Annotated in this window: 19 protein-coding genes; 14 read left to right on the plus strand and 5 right to left on the minus strand. The window is 46.3% G+C overall.

The genetic code is table 11. The features are described from left to right. The first annotated feature begins 222 nt into the window (after positions 1-222). From DWW13_RS10840 to DWW13_RS10850, 3 genes are all read left to right on the plus strand, one after another. Positions 223-513 (plus strand): DUF2325 domain-containing protein, encoded by a 291-nt coding sequence (locus DWW13_RS10840; protein ID WP_118720075.1) that lies wholly within the window; start codon positions 223-225, stop codon positions 511-513. Between the two features lie 18 nt (positions 514-531). Further along, complete coding sequence (locus tag DWW13_RS10845; protein ID WP_117805078.1) at positions 532-1,086, plus strand: DUF3793 family protein; 555 nt, start codon at positions 532-534, stop codon at positions 1,084-1,086. Positions 1,087-1,177: 91 nt separating this feature from the next. Continuing rightward, positions 1,178-1,600: a flavodoxin gene (locus DWW13_RS10850; protein ID WP_022462753.1), complete on the plus strand. Its 423-nt coding sequence runs from the start codon at positions 1,178-1,180 to the stop codon at positions 1,598-1,600. Positions 1,601-1,694: 94 nt separating this feature from the next. Here DWW13_RS10850 and DWW13_RS10855 read toward each other — a convergent pair whose 3' ends face one another. Beyond that, entirely contained in the window at positions 1,695-2,849 is a 1,155-nt protein-coding gene (locus DWW13_RS10855) for a DUF4317 domain-containing protein (RefSeq protein ID WP_022462754.1), read from the minus strand. A gap of 275 nt (positions 2,850-3,124) precedes the next feature. On the opposite strand from DWW13_RS10855, the gene DWW13_RS10860 reads away from it, so the two are divergent. From DWW13_RS10860 to nadC, 4 genes are all read left to right on the plus strand, one after another. Further along, the gene (locus DWW13_RS10860; RefSeq protein ID WP_243026107.1) at positions 3,125-4,339 is read left to right on the plus strand and encodes an AI-2E family transporter; all 1,215 of its coding nucleotides are present in this window, start codon (positions 3,125-3,127) and stop codon (positions 4,337-4,339) included. A 380-nt stretch (positions 4,340-4,719) separates the two neighbouring features. Then, the gene (gene nadA, locus DWW13_RS10865; RefSeq protein ID WP_118720077.1) at positions 4,720-5,628 is read left to right on the plus strand and encodes a quinolinate synthase NadA; all 909 of its coding nucleotides are present in this window, start codon (positions 4,720-4,722) and stop codon (positions 5,626-5,628) included. A gap of 40 nt (positions 5,629-5,668) precedes the next feature. Further along, entirely contained in the window at positions 5,669-7,045 is a 1,377-nt protein-coding gene (locus tag DWW13_RS10870) for an L-aspartate oxidase (protein ID WP_118700492.1), read from the plus strand. Next, positions 7,011-7,865: a carboxylating nicotinate-nucleotide diphosphorylase gene (gene nadC / locus DWW13_RS10875; RefSeq protein ID WP_118700491.1), complete on the plus strand. Its 855-nt coding sequence runs from the start codon at positions 7,011-7,013 to the stop codon at positions 7,863-7,865. The genes DWW13_RS10870 and nadC overlap by 35 nt, the downstream gene beginning before the upstream one ends. Positions 7,866-8,006: 141 nt before the next feature. Here nadC and DWW13_RS10880 read toward each other — a convergent pair whose 3' ends face one another. Together DWW13_RS10880 and DWW13_RS10885 are read right to left on the minus strand one after the other, a co-directional pair. Continuing rightward, positions 8,007-8,639, minus strand: a complete 633-nt coding sequence (locus tag DWW13_RS10880; protein WP_118700490.1) for an SdpI family protein — start codon at positions 8,637-8,639, stop codon at positions 8,007-8,009. Further along, a complete protein-coding gene (locus DWW13_RS10885; protein ID WP_055222119.1) occupies positions 8,623-8,907 on the minus strand; it encodes an autorepressor SdpR family transcription factor in 285 nt (94 codons plus the stop codon). Before DWW13_RS10885 ends, DWW13_RS10880 begins: the two co-directional genes overlap by 17 nt. 194 nt (positions 8,908-9,101) lie before the next feature. Here DWW13_RS10885 and DWW13_RS10890 point away from each other — a divergent pair, with 194 nt between their 5' ends. Continuing rightward, entirely contained in the window at positions 9,102-10,283 is a 1,182-nt protein-coding gene (locus DWW13_RS10890) for an MFS transporter (protein WP_118720079.1), read from the plus strand. Between the two features lie 60 nt (positions 10,284-10,343). On the opposite strand, the gene DWW13_RS10895 is transcribed toward DWW13_RS10890, so the two are convergent. Then, positions 10,344-10,781 carry an aspartate carbamoyltransferase regulatory subunit gene (locus DWW13_RS10895; RefSeq protein ID WP_022462761.1) on the minus strand — a complete coding sequence of 146 codons (438 nt, stop codon included), beginning with the start codon at positions 10,779-10,781 and terminating at the stop codon, positions 10,344-10,346. A 19-nt stretch (positions 10,782-10,800) separates the two neighbouring features. Then, complete coding sequence (pyrB, locus tag DWW13_RS10900; RefSeq protein ID WP_117510296.1) at positions 10,801-11,721, minus strand: aspartate carbamoyltransferase; 921 nt, start codon at positions 11,719-11,721, stop codon at positions 10,801-10,803. Positions 11,722-12,134: 413 nt separating this feature from the next. Here pyrB and pheA point away from each other — a divergent pair, with 413 nt between their 5' ends. The 6 genes from pheA to DWW13_RS10930 all read left to right on the plus strand — a co-directional run bounded on the left by pheA (position 12,135) and on the right by DWW13_RS10930 (position 20,927). Beyond that, a complete protein-coding gene (gene pheA / locus DWW13_RS10905) occupies positions 12,135-13,265 on the plus strand; it encodes a prephenate dehydratase (protein ID WP_118720081.1) in 1,131 nt (376 codons plus the stop codon). 76 nt (positions 13,266-13,341) lie between these two features. Next, a complete protein-coding gene (locus DWW13_RS10910) occupies positions 13,342-14,670 on the plus strand; it encodes an ATP-binding protein (protein ID WP_055228687.1) in 1,329 nt (442 codons plus the stop codon). 83 nt (positions 14,671-14,753) lie between these two features. Beyond that, positions 14,754-16,295 (plus strand): Ppx/GppA phosphatase family protein, encoded by a 1,542-nt coding sequence (locus DWW13_RS10915; RefSeq protein WP_055228686.1) that lies wholly within the window; start codon positions 14,754-14,756, stop codon positions 16,293-16,295. 13 nt (positions 16,296-16,308) lie between these two features. After that, the gene (locus DWW13_RS10920; RefSeq protein ID WP_055228685.1) at positions 16,309-18,495 is read left to right on the plus strand and encodes an RNA degradosome polyphosphate kinase; all 2,187 of its coding nucleotides are present in this window, start codon (positions 16,309-16,311) and stop codon (positions 18,493-18,495) included. Between the two features lie 394 nt (positions 18,496-18,889). Next, positions 18,890-20,044, plus strand: coding sequence for an ABC transporter ATP-binding protein (locus DWW13_RS10925; RefSeq protein ID WP_118720083.1), 1,155 nt, complete (start codon positions 18,890-18,892; stop codon positions 20,042-20,044). A gap of 55 nt (positions 20,045-20,099) precedes the next feature. Further along, positions 20,100-20,927, plus strand: a complete 828-nt coding sequence (locus tag DWW13_RS10930) for a carbohydrate ABC transporter permease (RefSeq protein ID WP_118594956.1) — start codon at positions 20,100-20,102, stop codon at positions 20,925-20,927. The last annotated feature ends 32 nt before the right edge of the window (positions 20,928-20,959 follow it).

Consider the following 20,959-nt stretch of genomic DNA (forward strand, 5'->3'; position numbering starts at 1 on the left):
ATTTTCTCAAGAAAAGCCGGAAAAATTTGCAGGATATCCTTGACAAAATCCGACAAAAACGGTATGATATACCCAACAGTTAGATGTAGCTAACTAAAGTACAACGGATAAAACCAAAAATCATACGGGATCCCGGTAGAGGGATTCTTTCTTAAAACACAGGAGTTAGAATAAACTAATTTCAAGTAGCATAAGATAACAACAGAAAGGCAGGTAGAGAAGATGAGTGTCGTAATTATCGGTGGAAATGAAAGAATGGTGTGTCAATATACAGATATCTGTAAAGACTATGGATGTAAAGCAAAGGTGTTCCCGAAAGAGCATGGCTCCGTTAAGAAAAAAATTGGGAATCCGGATCTGATGATTCTCTTTACCAACACCGTATCCCACAAAATGGTCATCACTGCTTCCCAGGAAGCAAAGAAAAACAGTATTCCGATCGCAAGAATCCATACCAGCAGTGCCACCGCACTTCGCTCGGTATTAGATGAGCACTGCGCAGCAGCAATGTAAGAAGGAGACGTAAAAGGCATGATTGAGAGATTTCTGATCGAACACTGTTCGGCAACGCTGGCTTCCATCAAAGCCGCAAATTTATGTAATATGACATTTTCATCCAAAGAAGAACTGGAAGATCAGATTTCATACTGGAGTGCCTGTCTGGAACCAAAAGGAATTCACATCTTTGTATTGCGGGAGCATGAGACGAGAGCACTGGTCTATGTGTACCGTGAAGGGCTTCTCCAGAAGGAGCTGGAAAATCCGGAGAATGCAGCGTTTTTAAAATCCTATGGATATGAAAATACAGACATTGCCTATGCACTGAATCGCCTGAAAACCCGGGTAGCAGAGTGTAAAGAAGGATTTCCGCATGAGATCGGTGTGTTTCTCGACTATCCGCTCGGTGATGTGATTGGTTTTATTGAGAACAAAGGCCACAATTATAAATGCAAGGGATGCTGGAAGGTCTATTGCAATGAGTGCGAAGCACAGAAAACATTTCAGCGCTATCAGAAATGCAGAAACGTGTATCTGCGTCTCTGGAAGCAGGGAAGAAGCGTTTTACAGCTCACCGTAGCTGTTTAACATAAAATCCTGCATACCATAAAAAGGGCAGTAGGATCGGGGAAAGAAAAATCCCCCGGAATCAGAAAATAAAGAAAGAAGGATTTGAAACATGAGCAAAGTAGCAGTAGTTTATTGGAGTGGAACCGGCAACACAGAAATGATGGCACAGAAAGTAGCAGAGGGAGCAAAGGAGGCAGGCGCAGAAGTTTCTGTTCTGACTTGCGCAGATTTCTCTGCGGATGATGTAGATGCATACGATGCAATCGCTTTCGGATGCCCGGCTATGGGGGCAGAAGAGCTGGAAGATACCGAGTTCGAGCCAATGTTCTCCGCATGTGAATCCAAACTCTCCGGAAAGAAAATCGCTCTGTTCGGTTCCTATGGATGGGGAGACGGCGAGTGGATGCGCACCTGGGAAGAAAGCTGCAAAAATGATGGCGCCGAGCTGGTATGCGACAGCGTGATCTGCGCAGACGCGCCAGATGATGAAGCTGAGGCAGCATGCATTGCACTTGGGAAAGCACTCTGCTAAGCATAAATAAAAAGGAAGAAAAAGCGGCAGCCCTTTTGTCTGGGACTGCCGTTTTCTTTTCGGACAGGGAGAAAGACTCGCTGTCATTTGGCTGTTAAAATTCGGTATCATCCGCATCGGATGGCCGTGACGGTTTTAAAAGAATTCCGTTGATTTCCACTTCATCGGCTGCCTCGATCAGAATATACGGTGTTCCGTCGATCGTACGGGTTTCGATGAGCTGGGCCTTTTCCGGGCTGACTTTGATGATAACATCCGGGGTGCGGATCTCGTAGTTCCGTGTACTGGCCACGTTCGAGGCAACGAAGCTTGCTTTCTCATCCGCAATGGATTCGTACTTCTCGTCGAACTCGTCAAGCTGTTCATTCGGTACGCCGCTGCTGGCGAGCAGACGTTTTACCTCGTGTTTATCGAGCACCACCGGTTCCGGATCGTCTTTCCGCTCTTCAATCATGGTATTTAAGTTCTCCTGAATGGTCATAACAGTAGAAAAATCACAGGCGGAATCGAGAGTTTCTTCTATAATAGACTGAAACGTTTCTTTCTGGGATTTCGCGGAGAGTGGCGCCTGACAGCCCAGGAAGTGGTCGAGAAAGTCCGGCTGATCCATCTCTGCGTTTTTCGTGAAATACAGCAGATTGTGGATATCCGTGTTGCGGTCTGTGAAGGCCGGGAAGAGAAAACCGTTTTCCGGTGCGCCGACCACCCAGTCCTGCACGCGGTTTTCAATCGTATTGTGGGACACATTGTAGCAGAGACCCGGTTTGTCGAGTTTTACCGGGCAGATGCTGCAGAGGATAAATTCATAGACGTAATCGGAAGCATCGTCCATATCCAGATTATCCGAAGCGCGTCCCGGTACATCGTAGGCACCATGGATCAGAATAATATAGTAGTTTTCCGGATAGAGATAATCCGCCATCACCTTTTCATAAAATTCATCAATCAGCGCTTCGTCCTTCAGCTCACTGTTGCGGAGTTTTAAGAGAAACTCCTGTGTGCCGCCCTCACTTTCCTGGGAGAGCGGGAACTCCATATTCAGCAGATTCTTTCCGATGGTACCGGAGAGGGTGCTTTTAAAAATCTTAAAATATTTAAACATTTCTTCCTCTTCGAGAGAGAGAAACGCTTCTTTTAATTTTGTCTTAATATTCTTTTCCGCATCCACATAGCATCCGCAGATTCGCGTGATCGCACAGTGGGATGGGGTAAACAGTTTTTTAATTTCAGCAATTTCCTTTTTGTTCATATAAAATGCTCCTTTATCAGCAATTTCGTATCTTAGACAAGTACTTTCTATTATAGACCATAGGGAAGGGAAAAGGCAAGAAAGAAAATGGCGACTATATCTTTTTACACTTTAAATATAATTTCAAAAATCTTGACAGAGGTACCGATTCTGTTATACGATTAGGTCTAATAAAGGGGAGTAATTTAAGTTTGAAAATTTGCGTTTGCAAGTCTTCCGATTATTCAGTTGCTTAAATGGATACGCATGAAATTAAGAAAAAGAGGAGAATGATAGTGGATATAAGTAAAAAATCTGTAAAAAAAATCCGGGAACTTATTGTGTTTACAGCATTTCTTGTGGTCGCACTGTGGAAGTTTAATGTGGTACTCGATGTGTTGAAAGCAATATGGGGGATCGTATTTCCATTTGTACTTGGCGGAGCGATCGCATTTGTGACCAACGTGCCAATGAGCTTTTTGGAAAAGAAAATTTTTGGAAGGGCAAAAAAAGAAGATAAGATAGTCGAAAAACTGGCAAGACCGATAAGCCTGTTCCTCACGATCGTATTTGCGGTTGGCGTGATTGTACTGGTGATGTTTGGTGTGATTCCGCAGCTTACGCGGACAATAGGAACCCTGATGAGGAGTATCGCTGATTTTATTCCACAGATGCAAAGCTGGATCCGGGAGTTTTCCCATAATAACCAGGAAATCATGAAGCTTGTAGATCAGGTACAGTTTAATCCGGATCAGGCGATCAAGTGGGGGATAAGCCTACTCGGAAATGGTGCAGGAAATATGATGAATATCACAATGTCAGCAGTGGGTTCCATAGTTAGTGGATTGGCAGCCTTTTTTGTTGCATTTTCCTTTGCCTGCTATGTCCTTTTTCAGAAGGAAACGCTGCAGGTGCAGATTCGAAAAGTATTTTTCGCTTTTCTTCCAAAGGAAAAAGCAGATGCTTTTCTTAAAGTCTGCTCTCTGACTTATCAGACATTTGCAAATTTTCTTACAGGTCAGTGTCTGGAAGCCGTGATCCTTGGCTGTATGTTTGTTGTGATATTGAGCATTTTGAGGATGCCATATGCACTTTTGATCGGAGTTTTAATTGCGTTTACGGCATTGATCCCGATTTTCGGAGCCTTCATCGGGTGTGCAGTGGGAAGCTTTTTGATCTTTATGGTAAATCCGAAACAGGCAATTTTATTTATTATAGTATTTCTGGTGCTGCAGCAGATCGAGGGAAATCTGATCTATCCTCATGTTGTGGGTGAGTCTGTAGGGCTTCCATCGATTTGGGTTCTTGCAGCAGTTACGATCGGCGGAAACCTTATGGGAATTGTAGGTATGCTTGTTTTCATTCCGTTGCTTTCCGTGTTCTATACTATTTTTCGGGAATTCGTATATCTGCATCTGAAAAAAAAGCAGATCAAACAGGTGACAAAGACAGAAATAGAAGAATATACGGCGGAAGAAATGGTAAATAGTGACATATCAGAGGTGAAATGATAGAATCCCATCTTTGAAGCTGTAAGGTGATAAAACGGTTACAAACCCAGTAAATATGGGTATTGTGGCCGTTTTTTTTGTGGATCATTATTCAACCGTCAAACTTCCGGGTGTTTTTATAGCAATCCCAGAAAATAATGCAAACTTCAGCGCTGCAGAACGTGAATTACTGCGTCACAGATTTTTATATCTTAGACAAGTACTTCCTATGATAGACCACAGGGAAGGGAAAGGCAGGAAAGAAAAAAATGGACAATGGATATTACAACTGTCTTGTCACATGACAAAAGTTGTGGTATACTAAGCGCTAAAGTGTTAAAAAAATATCATGATTCAGGGTTCTGAATCGTGATAGTAAAAATAGGAAGGAAACAAAACCAATGGATACCAGAAGAGAAAAGCTGGAAGCATTAAAGAAAGAAAAAAACGCCGTCATCATGGCACACTATTACGTGCCGGATGAAGTGCAGGAAATTGCCGATTACATCGGAGATTCGTATTACTTAAGCGACGTGGCGACGAAAGTGGACGCCAGTGTTATCGTTCTCTGCGGCGTTCGTTTCATGGGTGAGAGCGCCAAAATCTTAAACCCGGGCAAAAAAGTACTGCTCCCGGATCTGCATGCCGACTGCCCGATGGCTCACATGGCAGCGATTGAAAAAATCGAGGAAGTCCGGAAAGAGTACCCGGATGTGGCTGTCGTATGCTATGTCAATTCCACCGCGGAATTAAAAAGTCATTCCGACGTCTGTGTCACATCCTCCAATGCAGTAAAAATTGTAAAAGAACTGCCGAACCACGACATCTTCTTTATCCCAGACGAGCATCTTGGTACCTATGTGGCTGAGCAGGTGCCGGAGAAACATATCATCTTAAATGACGGTTTCTGTCACGTACATGCTGCCATCCGTCCGGAAGCTGCAAAGGCTGCAAAGGAAGCGCGTCCGCAGGCAAAGCTTCTCGTTCACCCGGAGTGCAGAAGTGAAGTCGTTGCACTTGCCGATTACGTCGGAAGCACCGCAGGCATCATCAAATATGCCGAGGCAAGTAAAAATACCGAGTTTCTCGTTGCAACCGAGCTTGGCGTTTTCGCAGAGCTGAAAAAGCGCTGCCCGGATAAGAAGTTTTATGCAGTGGGAAATACGCAGATCTGCCCAAATATGAAAAAAGTGACATTGGACAAATTAATAGAAGCACTGGAAAATGAGGAGAATGAAGTTCTGTTAAGCGAACAGGAAATTTCAGACGCACATGCGCCGCTGTTAAGAATGCTCGAGCTTGCAAAGTAACAAAATAAGCAGAACGCAGAAGCGGAAAAGAGGAAATGAAATGAAAAAGTATTATGATGCAGTGATTGTAGGATGCGGTGTGGCAGGATGTTTTGCGGCACTTCATCTGCCCCAGGAAGCCGATATTCTGATGATAACAAAAGCAGATACCGAGGACAGCGACTCCTTCCTCGCACAGGGCGGTATCTGTGTTCTGAAAAACGAGAGCGATTACGATGCGTTCTATGAAGATACGATGCATGCCGGGCACTACGAAAATACGCCGGAATCCGTCGACATTATGATCCGTTCTTCCCGAAATGTTATCAATCAGCTCATTGCCTGGGGTGTGGATTTCCGCCGCGATGAAAACGGGGAACTCTGCTATACGAAAGAAGGCGCACATTCTACCAATCGCATCTTGTTCCACGACGATGTAACCGGAAAGGAGATTACGAGCAAGCTTCTCGCGCAGGTAAAAAAGCTGCCGAACGTGACGCTTCTTGCGCACACGGAAATGTGTGATATTCTTTCCTGCAAAAATGTCTGTGAGGGTGTTTTGATCCGGGATGAAGAAGGAAAGCTGGTTCCGGTTTATGCCAGGGATGTGATCTGGGCATGCGGTGGCATCGGCGGAATTTACGATAATTCCACGAACTTCCCGCATCTGACCGGAGATGCACTTGCAATTGCAATCCACAGGAACGTAGCACTGAAAAATGTCAATTACGTACAGATTCATCCAACAACGCTGTATTCCCAAAAGAAAGGCCGCCGTTTTCTGATTTCCGAATCTGTCCGCGGAGAGGGCGCTGTTTTGCTCGATAAAAACGGTGAGCGTTTCACCAATGAGTTGCAGCCGCGTGACGTGGTATCCCGTGAGATTCACCGCCAGATGGAAAAGGATCACACGAAGCACGTATGGCTTTCCCTGAAAACGATTCCGCTTGATGTAAAAGAACGGTTCCCGAATATTTACCAGAAATGTCTGGAAGAGGGATATGATATCACAAAAGAACCGATCCCGGTTGTACCGGCCCAGCATTACTTTATGGGTGGCGTCAAGGTAGACAGCAATAGCGAAACGACGATGGATCATCTGTATGCAGCAGGTGAGACGAGCTGCAACGGCGTGCACGGTGCAAACCGTCTGGCAAGCAATTCTCTGCTGGAGAGCCTTGTATTCGCAGAGCGCGCGGCAAAGAAGATGGCTGCCGAATGGGCCGCAGAGGGTCTTGTAGAGAACGCAGACCGCAAAGAAACGGCAACGGAGCCGAAGGAAGATGAATGGAAGCTCCTTGCAAAACGGTACGATATTAGAAAAGAAGATTACCAGGATATGGAAGAATATGCAGAACGCTGCAAAGAGAGCATCTGGGATGCGATCAGAAAGGAAGACAAATATGAATCCAATCACAAGAACACTAAATGTGGATAATCTGCTGCTGTTGGCGCTGCAGGAAGATATCTCCAGTGAAGATGTAACCACGAATGCTGTCATGCCAGAAGCCTGCCAGGGAACGGTACAGCTTCTCTGCAAACAGGACGGCGTCATTGCCGGTATGGAAGTATTTGCAAGAGTATTTACGCTGCTCGATGAGAAAACCGAGATTATTCCGTATGTGAAAGACGGCGATGAAGTCAAAAAAGGCGATCTGCTCGCAACCGTAAACGGCGATATCCGTGTTCTGCTGTCCGGTGAAAGAACCGCGCTCAATTATCTGCAGCGGATGAGCGGAATCGCAACGTATACGAGAAGTGTTGCGAAGCTGCTCGAAGGTTCCAAAACAACCCTTCTCGACACCAGAAAAACAACCCCGAATATGCGTATTTTTGAAAAGTATGCAGTCAAAATCGGTGGCGGCCAGAATCACCGCTACAATCTGTCCGATGGCGTTCTGTTAAAGGACAATCATATCGGAGCTGCCGGCAGTGTCACAAAAGCGATCGAGATGGCACGCGATTATGCCCCGTTTGTGCGGAAGATTGAAGTCGAGTGCGAAAATATTGATATGGTTCGCGAAGCAGCAGATGCAGGCGCCGACATTATCATGCTCGACAATATGACTCCGGCGCAGATGAAAGAGGCGGTAGCCGTCATCAACGGCAGATCAAAAACCGAGTGCTCCGGAAATGTGACAAAAGAAAATATCGCCACGATCCTCGACACCGGCGTAGATTATGTTTCCAGCGGTGCACTGACGCATTCTGCACCGATTCTTGATGTATCATTGAAAAATCTGCATCCAGTAGAATAAGTATAAAAATAGGAATCATTTCCTTATAGATATAAAAATCGCGAAATAAAAAAGCTTCTGTTCCTCCCGGAAAAAGGGAAGAACAGAAGCTTTTTTAAACAGGAAACTTCGTTGAATTTTCTTATAAAAAATTCTCCGGGTTTAGATTCCTTTCTGAAACAGGAGAAAGGAATATCCGATCGGAATCAAAACCAGCGCTGCGATCGTGAGAAATAAAATCCATTCAAGCTGCAGAAAGCTGTTTACGATCATGGCAACGCCGCCGATGATCCAAACCCAGCCGGCGAGGCGGTGAGTGCGGTTCCAGTTTTCCTGACTGTGAAGGGTCCATGGAACCTTGATGCCGGTTGTGTAGTTCTGTTTGCATTTTGGCATGTAATTGCCGATGAGAATAAAGAGAAGGCCGACAATTCCATTGGCAACAAAACCGATATCAACTGCAATGCCGACTGCGTTTGCATAGATGGAGCAGCAGACTATCAGGGAGGTTACAGGTATGATCCACAGAACAAGACGGATCATCTTCGGGCCGATGTTCTGCCGTTTCGGATCAGAAAAAGTGAAAACAGCGGTAAAAATCTGCAGAGCGGCAAGAAACAGAGGAATACCGATCACTGCCATCGTTTTGCTGCTCCAGCCGTTGGGAACGTTGTTTGTGCCAAAATGGGTGGCAATGGTGTCCGGCATGCGATTCCAGAGCAGAAGTCCGATCACCGTCGGAAAAAGAGAAATGAGTGTTGTCAGAATCAGTGTTGTTTTATATTTTTTCCACATCAGAAGTGCCTCCTTTGAGCTCTGAAATCCAGAGCATGATTTCTTCCAGGACGGAAGTGTTGAGTTCATAATAAATAAAATTTTTCTCCCGAGATTCCAGCACAAGGTCTGCTTTTTTCAGAATACCGAGATGGTAGGAGATGGTTGCACCTGTCATATCAAAGTGCGATCCGATCTCCCCGGCAGAAAGTCTTTCGTTTTTCAGAAGCTCCAGAATCCTTCGCCGGACAGGATCGGAGAGAGCTTTAAACGTTTCTGCGAATGCCATGGAAACCTCCTTTCCGGCAGTATGAATGCAAGTTAATTAGAAATTCATCTAAATACTTTTTATCACAGGGAAAGCGAAAAGTCAATAAGCATTTCGAAAAAAATCTAAATAGTTTTATTGTTGATTTTGAGTTGCTATTTTCTGTAGAATACGCTACGATAAGGGTAAAGTTGTAGAAAAAGGGGGACAAAAACATGAAAAAACACCTGTCCGTGCGCTACGGCACGATACAGGGCTGCTACTGGATGGGATACGCGGCACTGATGGGGTATGCCAGCGTCTATCTTCTTGAAAAAGGCTTCACAAACACACAAATCGGCCTTCTGACGGCAGTTGGCTGTATCGTGTCAGCGGTTCTGCAGCCTGCGCTGGCATCCTACGCAGATCGGCCGGAAAGCCCGTCCGTACGAACAATGCTCCTTGGAGCGAACCTGATTCAGTTTGTTCTTGTCATTTCCCTTGCTGCAACGGCAGAAAGCAGTTCTATGGTGGTAAGGACACTGCTGTACGGCGCAAGCATTACGATGCTGATGCTGATGATTCCGTTCGTTAATTCTCTTGGTATGGAGACGATCCGCCAGGGAGAGGAACTTGATTACGGAATCGGGCGCGGCATGGGTTCCGTTGCATATGCGATTGCATCATGGCTGCTCGGCCGGCTGACCGCATCCTTTGGAGCAGACATGATTTCGATCTGGGCTATCGCGCTGACCATTCTTTTTCTCGCCTGTGTATTTCGTTTTCCATTTAAAAAGGACAGAAAAAAAGCAGAAGCAGAAAAAGAAGAGACAGGAGCAGCCGGTCCGGTCGATTTTCTGAAACGGTATCCGTCCTTCGCGGTAGTACTGCTTGGCTGCGTTCTGATCTTTATGTCACATAGCCTGATTAACAGCTTCAATTATCAGATTGCAATGGCAAAAGGTGGTGGCAGCGGTGAGATGGGAAATGCGATGACCATCTCTGCGGTTTCCGAGCTGCCAACGATGTTTCTGTTCGGCTATCTGCTGAAAAAGAAGAGCAGTGTTTTCTGGTTCCGCCTCTCCGGCCTGTTTTTTGTCCTGAAAAGCATAGGAACCTTCCTGGCCTTTAATATTCCGACATACTACGCTGCTCAGCCGTTCCAGATGTTCGGCTGGGCGCTGATCAACGTCGCCTGCGTCTATTACGTGAACGGCATCATGGAGCCGCAGGATTCGATTAAAGGACAGGCATATATGGCGATGACCATCACCGCAGGAAATGTAATGAGCTCCCTGTTTGGCGGCTGGCTTATCGATGCAGCCGGTGTTGGCGCGATGCTGATCTGCGCATCTCTTGCGGCCTTCATCGGCTGGCTGATTGTGTGCCTGGGTTCGAAAGAAGCAAAAACTGCATAGGAAAGATAAAAGAAAGCGCCCGAAACCGAACGTGGTTCCGGGCGCTTTGCCGTACAGCTCTTATTTATTTCTGTTTCCTGTATACTTCTCATCACAGTATTTGCAACGGTAAACTTCTTTTTCCGGGTCAGCCAGGATAAAGACATGTTTTAATCCCTGCTCAATGGAGGTGATACAGCGCGGATTTTTGCATTTGATAACATCAACTACCTGTTTCGGCAGATGAAGTTCTTTTTTCTCCGTAATTTCGCCGTCTTTAATGACATTGACAGTAATATTGTGATCGATAAAGCCTAAGATGTCAAGATCCATCTTATCAACCGAACACTCAACTTTCAGAATGTCCTTTTTTCCCATTTTTTCACTTTTGGCATTTTTAATAATGGCTACGGTACAGTCCAGCTTGTCCAGTCCCAGATCATGGTAAATGGTCATAGCCTTTCCTGCTTTAATATGGTCGAGCACGAAGCCCTCTTCAATACGTCCTACGTTCAGCATAGCGAAAGATGCTCCTTTCTTAATCGACTTTGATGTTCAGCAGCGTCAGAATCAGGGCCATACGTGCATAAACACCGTACTGAACCTGTTTAAAGTAAGCAGCGCGCGGGTCGTTATCCACGTCAACGGAGATCTCATTGACACGCGGCAGCGGATGCAGAACCAGCATTTCCGGAGAAGCAAGATCCATTTTGGACTGATCCAGAATATAGAAATCCTTCATGCGGATGTAATCATCCTCGTTGAAGAAACGTTCTTTCTGGACACGGGTCATATAAAGAACATCCAGCTTCGGGAGAACATCTTCCATTTTAATAACTTCCTCAAACGGAACATTGTTCGCCCGCAGCACATCATCACGGATGTAATCCGGGAGACGAAGCTCCTCCGGGGAGATTAATACAATTTTAATGCCGGTATAACGAACCAGCGCTTCAATCAGGGAATGAACCGTTCTGCCGAATTTAAGATCACCGCAGAAGCCGATGGTAAGATTGTTCAGGCGACCCTTTAAAGAACGGATGGTGAGAAGATCGGTAAGAGTCTGCGTCGGATGCTGATGTCCGCCATCACCTGCGTTGATCACAGGAATACGGGAGTACATCGATGCAACGAGCGGAGCACCTTCTTTCGGATGACGCATGGCACAAATGTTTGCAAAGCAGGATACCACGCGGATGGTGTCGGCTACGCTTTCGCCTTTGGAAGCGGAAGAAGAATTGGCAGAAGAAAAACCAAGAACAGTACCGCCAAGATTCATCATGGCAGCCTCAAAGCTGAGACGGGTGCGTGTGCTTGGTTCATAAAATAAAGTAGCAAGTCTTTTGCCATCGCAGGCATGTGCATATTTCTCCGGGCTCTTTTCAATATCATTCGCCAGATCCATTAACTGGTCCAGTTCTTCGACCGAGAAATCAAGGGGACTCATTAAGTGTCGCATATATTACCTCCTATGAAGATCCTTATTTTTGTTACCGTTCACAGGTTCCCTGCGAACTGTAACATTCGCAGCCCTCATTTAAAGTTTTGCTTCGCAAAAGGAGGGCTGCTCACGCCTGAATCACTTTCTTACGCAGCGAAACAGCAGGTGTTTCACTGCTGAGTGAACAGTAACTTATTTTTTCTGTGTTCCACCTTAACACAAAAACAGGATAAATGCAAGATAAAAAATGGCAGGAAAAAGGTCGAAAAGCAGAGTAATATGAAATGTGAAAAAATAAAGTGAAATAGCAGTCAAAAAGGAAAAAGATTGTACAAAAGCCGAATTTCGGAAGATCTTTTCTTGTAAATTAAACGGAGATGGAGTAAAATATTGATATCTGCAACAAATGCAGAGTATCAGGAGGACCAGATATGCTAGACTTAGGAAAAATCCGCGACGAGATCGATGTCACCGATGACGAGATCGTCCGCCTGTTCCAGCACCGGATGGCGCTGACGGCGGAGGTTGCGCAGTACAAGATAGAGACAGGAAAAGCCGTTTTCGATGCAGAACGTGAGCGCCAGAAGCTGGAAAAGCTGACAGGCGAGGGAACAAATGCATTCAATACAAAAGGCATCCAGGAGCTGTTCCAGCAGATCATGTCGATCAGCCGGAAACGCCAGTATCAGCTGCTGACAGAAAACGGCGGCGAGGAGATGACCGATTACACGCAGGTTGACCACCTCCCGACACACGGCAAAAGAGTTGTCTTCCAGGGTGTGGAGGGCGCCTACAGTTTCGGTGCGATGAAAGAATTTTTCGATGATACGATTACAAGCTTTCACGTAGATACCTGGAAAGAGGCGATGGAGGCGATTACGAGGGGCGAAGCCGATTATGCCGTGCTTCCGATCGAGAACTCCACAGCAGGCATTGTATCCGATATTTATGATCTTCTGGTGGAATATCCGCACTACATCGTCGGTGAGCAGGAATTGCCGGTGGAGCATGTGCTGATGGCACTGCCGGGAGCAAAGGCTGAGGAGATCCGCACCGTGATTTCCCATCCGCAGGCGCTGGCGCAGTGCCGCCGTTTCCTGGATTCCAATGAAAACTGGAAGACGGAAGAGCGTCTCAATACAGCCGCCGCTGCAAAAGAAGTATCCGAGAGCGGTGATCTTACGATGGCAGCCGTCGGAAGTCCGTACGCTGCAGAGCATTTCGGACTGCAGATCTTAAAAGAAGGTATTTTTGATGCCCAGGGAAATACGACACGCTTTGTTATCATTTCTGGGCAGAAACGCTTTGTAAAAGATGCACAGAAAATCAGCGTATGCATGGAACTGCCGCATCAGAGCGGTTCTCTTTACAACGCACTGGCACATTTTATTTACAACGATCTGAACATGACCAAAATCGAGTCCCGCCCGATTCCGCAGCGGAAATGGGAGTACCGTTTCTTCGTGGATTTCGAGGGGAACTTAAGCGATCCGGCAGTCAAAAACGCACTGCGCGGATTGCAGGCAGAATCCGCGAAATTCCGGATTTTCGGAAATTATTAATCCAGAAGAGAGGGCCGTACCAAGCGGCCTTTTCGCATAAATAAAATGAAAAATGACAGGAAGGAAGAGACAAAAGATGATTAGAATAGAAGAATGTATCCTCTACCGCGATTTCGCAGAGGGGGAGGTACTGCGCGATATGACGATACTGGTGGAGACCTACAAAAAACTGGTCAATGCTCAGATTTCCCTGAAGGACCGCCGGTTCCGTGAGAATATGAGCGCATATGAGCCGCAGTTTTATGAGGCACTGAACCGCCTTGTCGAGATGGCAAACCGCTACGGCTTCTCCGGAAATCTCTGGCACGATTATCTGACATATCTTCTGGTCAACAAAGAAAATGCATTTTCTACCTCCTGCGAGATTGTCGGAAAAGTCGAGGGAAGCATCAACCAGATGGCAAAACATGATTTTGTCCGTTTCAAAGAGCTGTTCGATTTCGATATCTGTGTTTTCGACGAAATTTTCGAATCCGGCGATGCTTCCGTCATCAGCGATTACGAGAACACCGACAGCCCGAACAAGCTGTTCAACAAAGAAGTCCGCGACCGCATCTGCGAACTGGCCATCCGTCTTGCAAAAGCAGAATCTGTCGACGAATTTATGGATGATATGATTCAGTTCTACAAAGACTTTGGAGTAGGAAAACTGGGACTGCACAAAGCATTCCGCATCGCACACGTTGGCGAAAATGTTGAGATCATCCCGATCACCAACATCCCGGATGTGCGCCTTTCCGACCTTGTCGGCTACGAAATTCCAAAGCAGAAGCTGATCGACAACACGAAAGCGTTCGTCGAGGGCAAAAAAGCCAACAACTGCCTGCTTTTTGGTGATGCCGGAACCGGAAAATCCTCCAGCATTAAAGGTATCCTGAATGAGTATTACGATCAGGGACTTCGTATGATCGAGGTTTACAAGCATCAATTCCAGGATCTGAACGAGCTGATTGCGCAGATCAAAAACAGAAATTATAAATTCATTATCTACATGGACGATCTTTCTTTCGAGGAGTTTGAGATCGAGTACAAATACCTGAAAGCTGTGATCGAGGGAGGTCTGGAAAAACGCCCGGACAATATCCTCATCTATGCGACCTCCAACCGCCGCCACCTGATCAAGGAGAACTACAGCGACAAAGAGGGAACGAGACAGGATATGCACACCTCCGATACGGTACAGGAGAAGTTGTCCCTGGTATACCGCTTCGGTGTCAGCATCTATTTCGGTGCGCCGGATAAGAAAGAGTTCCAGAAGATCGTTTCCGTTCTGGCAGACCGCTACGGCGTGAAGTTAAGCGAGGAAGAGCTTTTAGCAGAAGCAAATAAATGGGAACTGTCCCACGGCGGTCTTTCCGGCCGTACCGCACAGCAGTTTATCGATTATCTGCTCGGAAAACAGTAAAAAGAAAAAGGTCAAAAAGTCCGCTTGGTATTGGGAGCGGGATTTTTGGGATATCCTTTGAAAAAGAAAGAGGAGAAGCGTATATGCAGTATTCCACATTTGCTGCCATTGATATCGGCAGCTACGACGTCATTCTGGAGATTTTCGAGATCTCCAAAAAGCAGGGTATCCGAAGCGTGGATAAGATCTGCCATCGGATGGAGCTTGGAAAAGATACGTACACGCTGGGGAAAATCCGCCCGGAAATGGAAGAGGAGCTCTGCCGCGTGCTCGCAGATTTCGTGCGGATCATGGAGGGCTACCGCGTGGATGCTTACCGCGCCATGGCTTCGAGCGCAATCAGTGAGGCGGCGAACAGCCTCTATGTCCTTGGAAAAATCCGTCAGCTGACCGGTCTTTCCGTCACGGTTCTCTCTAACTCGGAGCAACGTTTCCTTGGCTACAAGGCGCTTGCGGCGATGGAGGACAATTTCAACAAGGTCATTGAAAAGGGAACTGCGATTCTCGACCTCGACGGCGGCAGTTTTCAGATTTCCCTGTTTGATAAGGACGCCCTTGTGACGACACAGAATATCCGTATGGGTAGTCTTCGTGTCCGTGAGCGCCTCGCCGGAATCCAGAGCGAGACGGAACACTACGAGGAGATGGTCGAGGAACTGATCTGGAATGAAGTGTCGAGCTTCAAGAAGATGTATCTGAAAGACCGCAAAATCGAAAATATCATGCTGATCGGCGATGTTTTCACCGACAGTGTCTACCAGAATATCGAGGAGAAAACGACAAAAATCATTTCCCGTGAGAATTTCAACACCTGGTATGAAAAGATCATCCGTCAGTCACCGATGGAGCTGGCTGTCAAGCTTGGCATCCCGCTGGAGAATGCTTCGCTGATGTACCCGTCCGCCGTGATCTACAAATGTCTGATCGACATGATGGAGGCAGAGCATGTATGGATCCCGGGCGTGCATATGACGCGCGGCATCGCATACGAATATGCGGAGCAGATGAAACTGCAAAAAGGAAGCCACAACTTTGAAAATGATATTCTGATGGCGGCAAAAAACATCGGAAAACGGTATGCAGTAAACCGGCCGCACGTCCAGAATCTGGAGATGACGGCGCTTGCCATGTTTGATGCGACGAAAAAGATGCACGGCATGAAAGAACGCGAGCGGCTGCTGCTTCGGATGGCGGTGATGCTGCACGATGTCGGAAAATACATCAGCCTTAATAATGTCGCGGATTCTTCCTATAATATTATCATGTCAAACGAAATCATCGGACTGTCCCATATTGAACGGGAGATGGTCGCACTGATTGCAAAATACAATACGGCAGTGCTTCCATCCTACGATGAGCTGGTGATGGAATCGTCGCTTAGTGCAGAACAGTATCTGACCGTATCGGAGTTGACAGCAATCGTCCGTCTGGCGAATGCACTAGATCGGAGTCACCTGCAGAAAATCCAGTCGATCCGCGCTGTCTTAAAGGAGAGAGAACTGCATCTGTCTCTGACGGTTGACCGTGATTTCACACTGGAGCAGGGACTGTGCCAGGATAAATTAGATTTTTTCAATGAGGTATTCAGCATACAGCCGATTATTAAGATGAAACGGCAGATGTAAGGAGGCGAACAAGATGGATGTAACACCATATAAGAAACCGGAATATTTTCGAAACCGGGAATTGAGCTGGATCAGCTTCGACGAGCGTGTTTTAAACGAGGCGCGGGATAAGAGTATTCCGCTGTTTGAACGTCTGAAATTTATCAGCATTACCTCCTCCAATCTGGATGAGTTTTATATGGTCCGTGTGGCTTCACTAAAAGACCAGGTGCATGCAAACTATACGAAAAAGGATCTGTCTGGCATGGATGCGAAAGAGCAGCTTACCGAGATCAGCAAACGGACGCATGAGCTAGTGCAGCTGCAGTACAATACGTACAATCGCTCGGCGGTTCCGTCTCTGGAGCACGTTGGCCTTACGATTATCAGCGAGCACGAGAAGCTGACGAAGGAGCAGGCGGAGTATGTGGATTCCTATTTTGAGGAGAACATTTACCCGGTTCTGACCCCGATGGCCATGGATTCGGCCCGCCCGTTCCCATTGATCCGGAACAAAACATTGAATATCGGTGCACTGGTGCAGAAGAAAGAGGATTCGCTTCTGAGCCGTGCGGAGGATAAGAAAGAGAAGAAAGGCAAGGAGAAGGAAAAAGAGAAAGAACTGGAATTTGCGACGGTTCAGGTTCCTTCGGTACTGCCGCGTTTTATTCTGCTTCCGCAGGATGAAAAGACGGGACAGCGGTATGTGATTCTTCTGGAGGAGATCATCGAGCGGAACATTGGAAAGCTGTTCTTAAGCTACGATGTGGTCTGTGCGCATCCGTACCGTGTTATGCGAAATGCAGATCTTTCGATCGATGAGGATGAGGCTTCGGACCTGTTAAAGGAGATCCAGAAGCAGCTTAAAAAACGTCAGTGGGGCGAAGTGATCCGTCTGGAAGTGGAAGATAAGATGGATAAGCGGCTCCTGAAGATGCTGGAAAAAGAGTTTGACATCGATGAAGACGACCTGTTCCGGATTCCGGGACCGCTCGATCTGACGTTTTTAATGAAAATGTATGGGCTCGACGGCTTTGATGAGTATAAAATTCCAAAATACATTCCAGCAGCAGTTCCGGCGCTGATGAATGAGGATGACATTTTTACAAACATCCGAAAAGGAGACATCTTACTGCATCATCCTTATATGACGTTTGATCCGGTCGTGCAATTTGTACAACAAGCAGCAAAGGATCCGGATGTACTGGCAATCAAACAGACGCTGTACCGTGTGAGCGGCAATTCTCCGATTATTGCAGCACTGGCTCAGGCGGCGGAAAATGGCAAACAGGTTTCCGTACTGGTGGAATTAAAGGCACGGTTTGACGAAGAAAACAATATTGTCTGGGCGAAGATGCTGGAAAAGGCGGGATGCCATGTAATTTATGGTCTTCTGGGACTGAAAACACACAGTAAGATCACACTGGTGGTTCGGCGCGAGGAGACAGGCATTCGCAGATATGTACATCTTGGCACGGGAAACTATAACGATTCTACGGCAAAGCTGTATACGGACTGTGGCCTGCTGACATGCAATGCAAAGATCGGTGAGGACGCAACAGCAGTATTTAACATGCTTTCGGGCTATTCGGAACCGGATCGCTGGAACAAACTGATTGTTGCACCGCTCTGGATGAAGGACCGGTTCCTGCATCTGATTGCGATGGAAGAGGAGCACGCAAAGAAGGGACAGAAAGCGCATATTATTGCGAAGATGAACTCGTTATGCGATCGCGATATTATTGCGGCGCTTTACAGTGCTTCGGCAGCCGGAGTAAAGATTGACCTGATTATCCGGGGAATCTGTTGCCTGAAGGTTGGAATCCCGGGTGTCAGCGAGAATATTACCGTTCGCTCGATTGTCGGCAATTTCCTGGAACATGCGCGGATTTTCTACTTCTACAGTGGTGGAAATGAAGAGGTGTTTATGGGAAGCGCGGACTGGATGCCGCGAAATCTGGAAAAACGGGTGGAGATTGTGTTCCCGGTTGAGGATGAGCAGATTAAGAAAGAAGTAATGCATATTCTTGATATCCAGATGAAGGATAATGTGAAAGCCAGTATTTTACAGGCAGACGGAACGTATACAAAGCCGGATAAGCGTGGAAAGACGCTGGTGAATTCACAGGAGTATTTCTGCAGGGAGGCAACGGAAAGAGCGGAAAAACCGAAAGAACAGGAAAACAGCAGGGTGTTTGTGCCGGCGGAACCGGTGGAATAGGTTTGGACGGACACGGATGTGGGCGCGGGAGCGCCCACTGCGTTGACATGAAAGAAGAATATGGTATGTTATGATGAGAAAGCGCTGCAGCTTTGAGAGTTGCGGCGTTTTTTTTGTGTCAAAAATAATCTGTCTGGTATTGGGAAAAAGAATGGCTATTCAGAACTCGTTTTGAAAATTGGTTTTGCGGGTGATTTTCGGGGATTTTACAAAGAGTGATCTGGAAAAATGGCTGGAAAAGAAGGGGATGGAGACGGAGATGAGAGAAAATGTAAAAGATTTTTGTAAAGTAGCCGGTTATTTTATTAACGGGTATTTTACAAAGCGGTGGTAGTGGGCTTTACGGAAGGAAAGGTATAATGAATCTCGACAAGACGAGGAGGAAGAAAAACGAATGTCAAATATTGTGTTGAAGAATGTCTGTAAATCTTATGATAAGGAACATTATGCGGTTCAGGATTTTTCGCTTGAAATACCGGATCGGGAGTTTGTGATTTTTGTTGGACCTTCCGGCTGCGGAAAATCGACGACGCTTCGGATGATTGCCGGTCTTGAGGAGATTACGAGCGGGGAGCTTTGGATTGATGGACAGCTTTGTAATTATGTAGAAGCAAAGGATCGCGATCTTTCGATGGTATTTCAGAACTACGCGCTTTATCCGAATATGACGGTATATGAAAACATGGCGTTTTCTCTGAAAATCCGGAAACAGCCCAAGGATGAAGTTGATAAAAAGGTACATGAGGCAGCTAAAATGCTTGGAATTGAGCATTTACTTGACCGGAGACCGGCAGCCCTTTCCGGCGGTCAGAAACAAAGAGTTGCGATTGGAAGCGCAATTATGAGACGGCCGAAAGCATTTTTAATGGATGAGCCGCTTTCGAATCTGGATGCGAAGCTGCGGGCACAGATGCGGGTGGAGCTGGCAAAATTACATAAGGAACTGAAAACGACGGTGATTTATGTTACACATGATCAGACGGAGGCAATGACGCTTGGTACAAAAATTATTGTCATGAAAGACGGTGTTGTGCAGCAGGCGGATACACCGGAGCAGATTTACCGCCATCCGGCAAACAAATTTGTGGCCGGTTTTATCGGAGCTCCGAGTATGAATTTTATGGAAACGATGGTGACGGAAAGAAACGGAGCGGTTTATCTGGAAGGAGACGGAGGAGTTACCCTTCGTGCCAGAGGAGAGAACGAAATGGTGCTTCGTCGCACTTATCTCGGAAAAATGGTGATCTTAGGCCTGAGACCGGAGGATTTACAGGACGAAACAACCGCTTCCGCACATCGGATCTGTTATAAAGAGAATCAGTTGAAGGCATTTGTTGACCTGCGGGAGATGATAGGTGCAGAAGCGTATCTGCATATGAATACCGGAAAAAATCTGATTACAGCAAGAGTGCCTTCCGAGGTGCCGGTTACTGCAAAGGAAAGCATTACATTGTATGCAGATATGGAAAAAGCACAGATCTTTGATCCGTTTACAGAAGAAAATATTTTATCTCGGCCGGTTGAAAAAGAAGAACGTGCAACAGCATAAGAAGGAGCAGAAAGTGAAAAAAGTAATCGAAAAGTGTAAAAGAGCAGAAGTTTATATGTATCTGATCCCGAGTATGGTGATCTTTAGCATCTTTCTGTTTTATCCGTTTTTTAAAACCATTTATCTGAGCCTGTATAAGACAAACAAGCTTGGAGAAGCGAAATTGTATGTGGGACTGGATAACTATAAAAGCTTATTATCGAATCCATCCTTTTACAACAGTCTCTGGGTTACACTGGAATTTGTGGCGATTGTTGTAGTCGGAAGTATGGCGCTTGGCCTTCTGGGAGCAGTTCTTTGCAGCAAGGCTTTCCCGGGAATCCGGGTATTCAGTACTTCCTATGCACTCCCAATGGCAGTAGCATCGAGCTCAGGCGCCATGATTTTCAAGATTATTTTAAATCCCACGATCGGTATCGTAAACAAATTGCTGCATGTGAGCATTAACTGGGTCAGTGATCCGAAATATGCGCTGATCTGTGTGGCTGTCCTTACGGCATGGCTGAACAGTGGCATCAATTTCCTGTATTTTTCGGCGGGACTTGGAAACATTGATGATTCGATTTATGAGCGTGCTTCTGTAGATGGAGCGAATGCAGTACAGAAATTTTTTAAGCTGACACTGCCGGGGCTTTCTCCGATCATGTTCTACACACTGGTTGTTAACATTATTCAGGCATTCCAGTCATTCGGACAGGTGAAAATCCTGACACAGGGAGGACCGGGAGAATCCACGAACCTGATTGTATATTCGATATACCGTGATGCGTTTTTTAATTACCGGTTTGGAAGCGCAGCCGCACAGTCCGTTGTTTTGTTTCTGATTGTCATGGCGCTTACCCTGGTTATGTTCCGCATGGAAAAGAGAGGAGTAAAATACTGATGTCTACAATAGCAACTACGATTGCCGGACCA

It is taken from the genome of Blautia sp. AF14-40, assembly GCF_003479665.1.
In the GTDB taxonomy this organism is placed as follows: Bacteria; Bacillota; Clostridia; order Lachnospirales; family Lachnospiraceae; genus Fusicatenibacter; species Fusicatenibacter saccharivorans.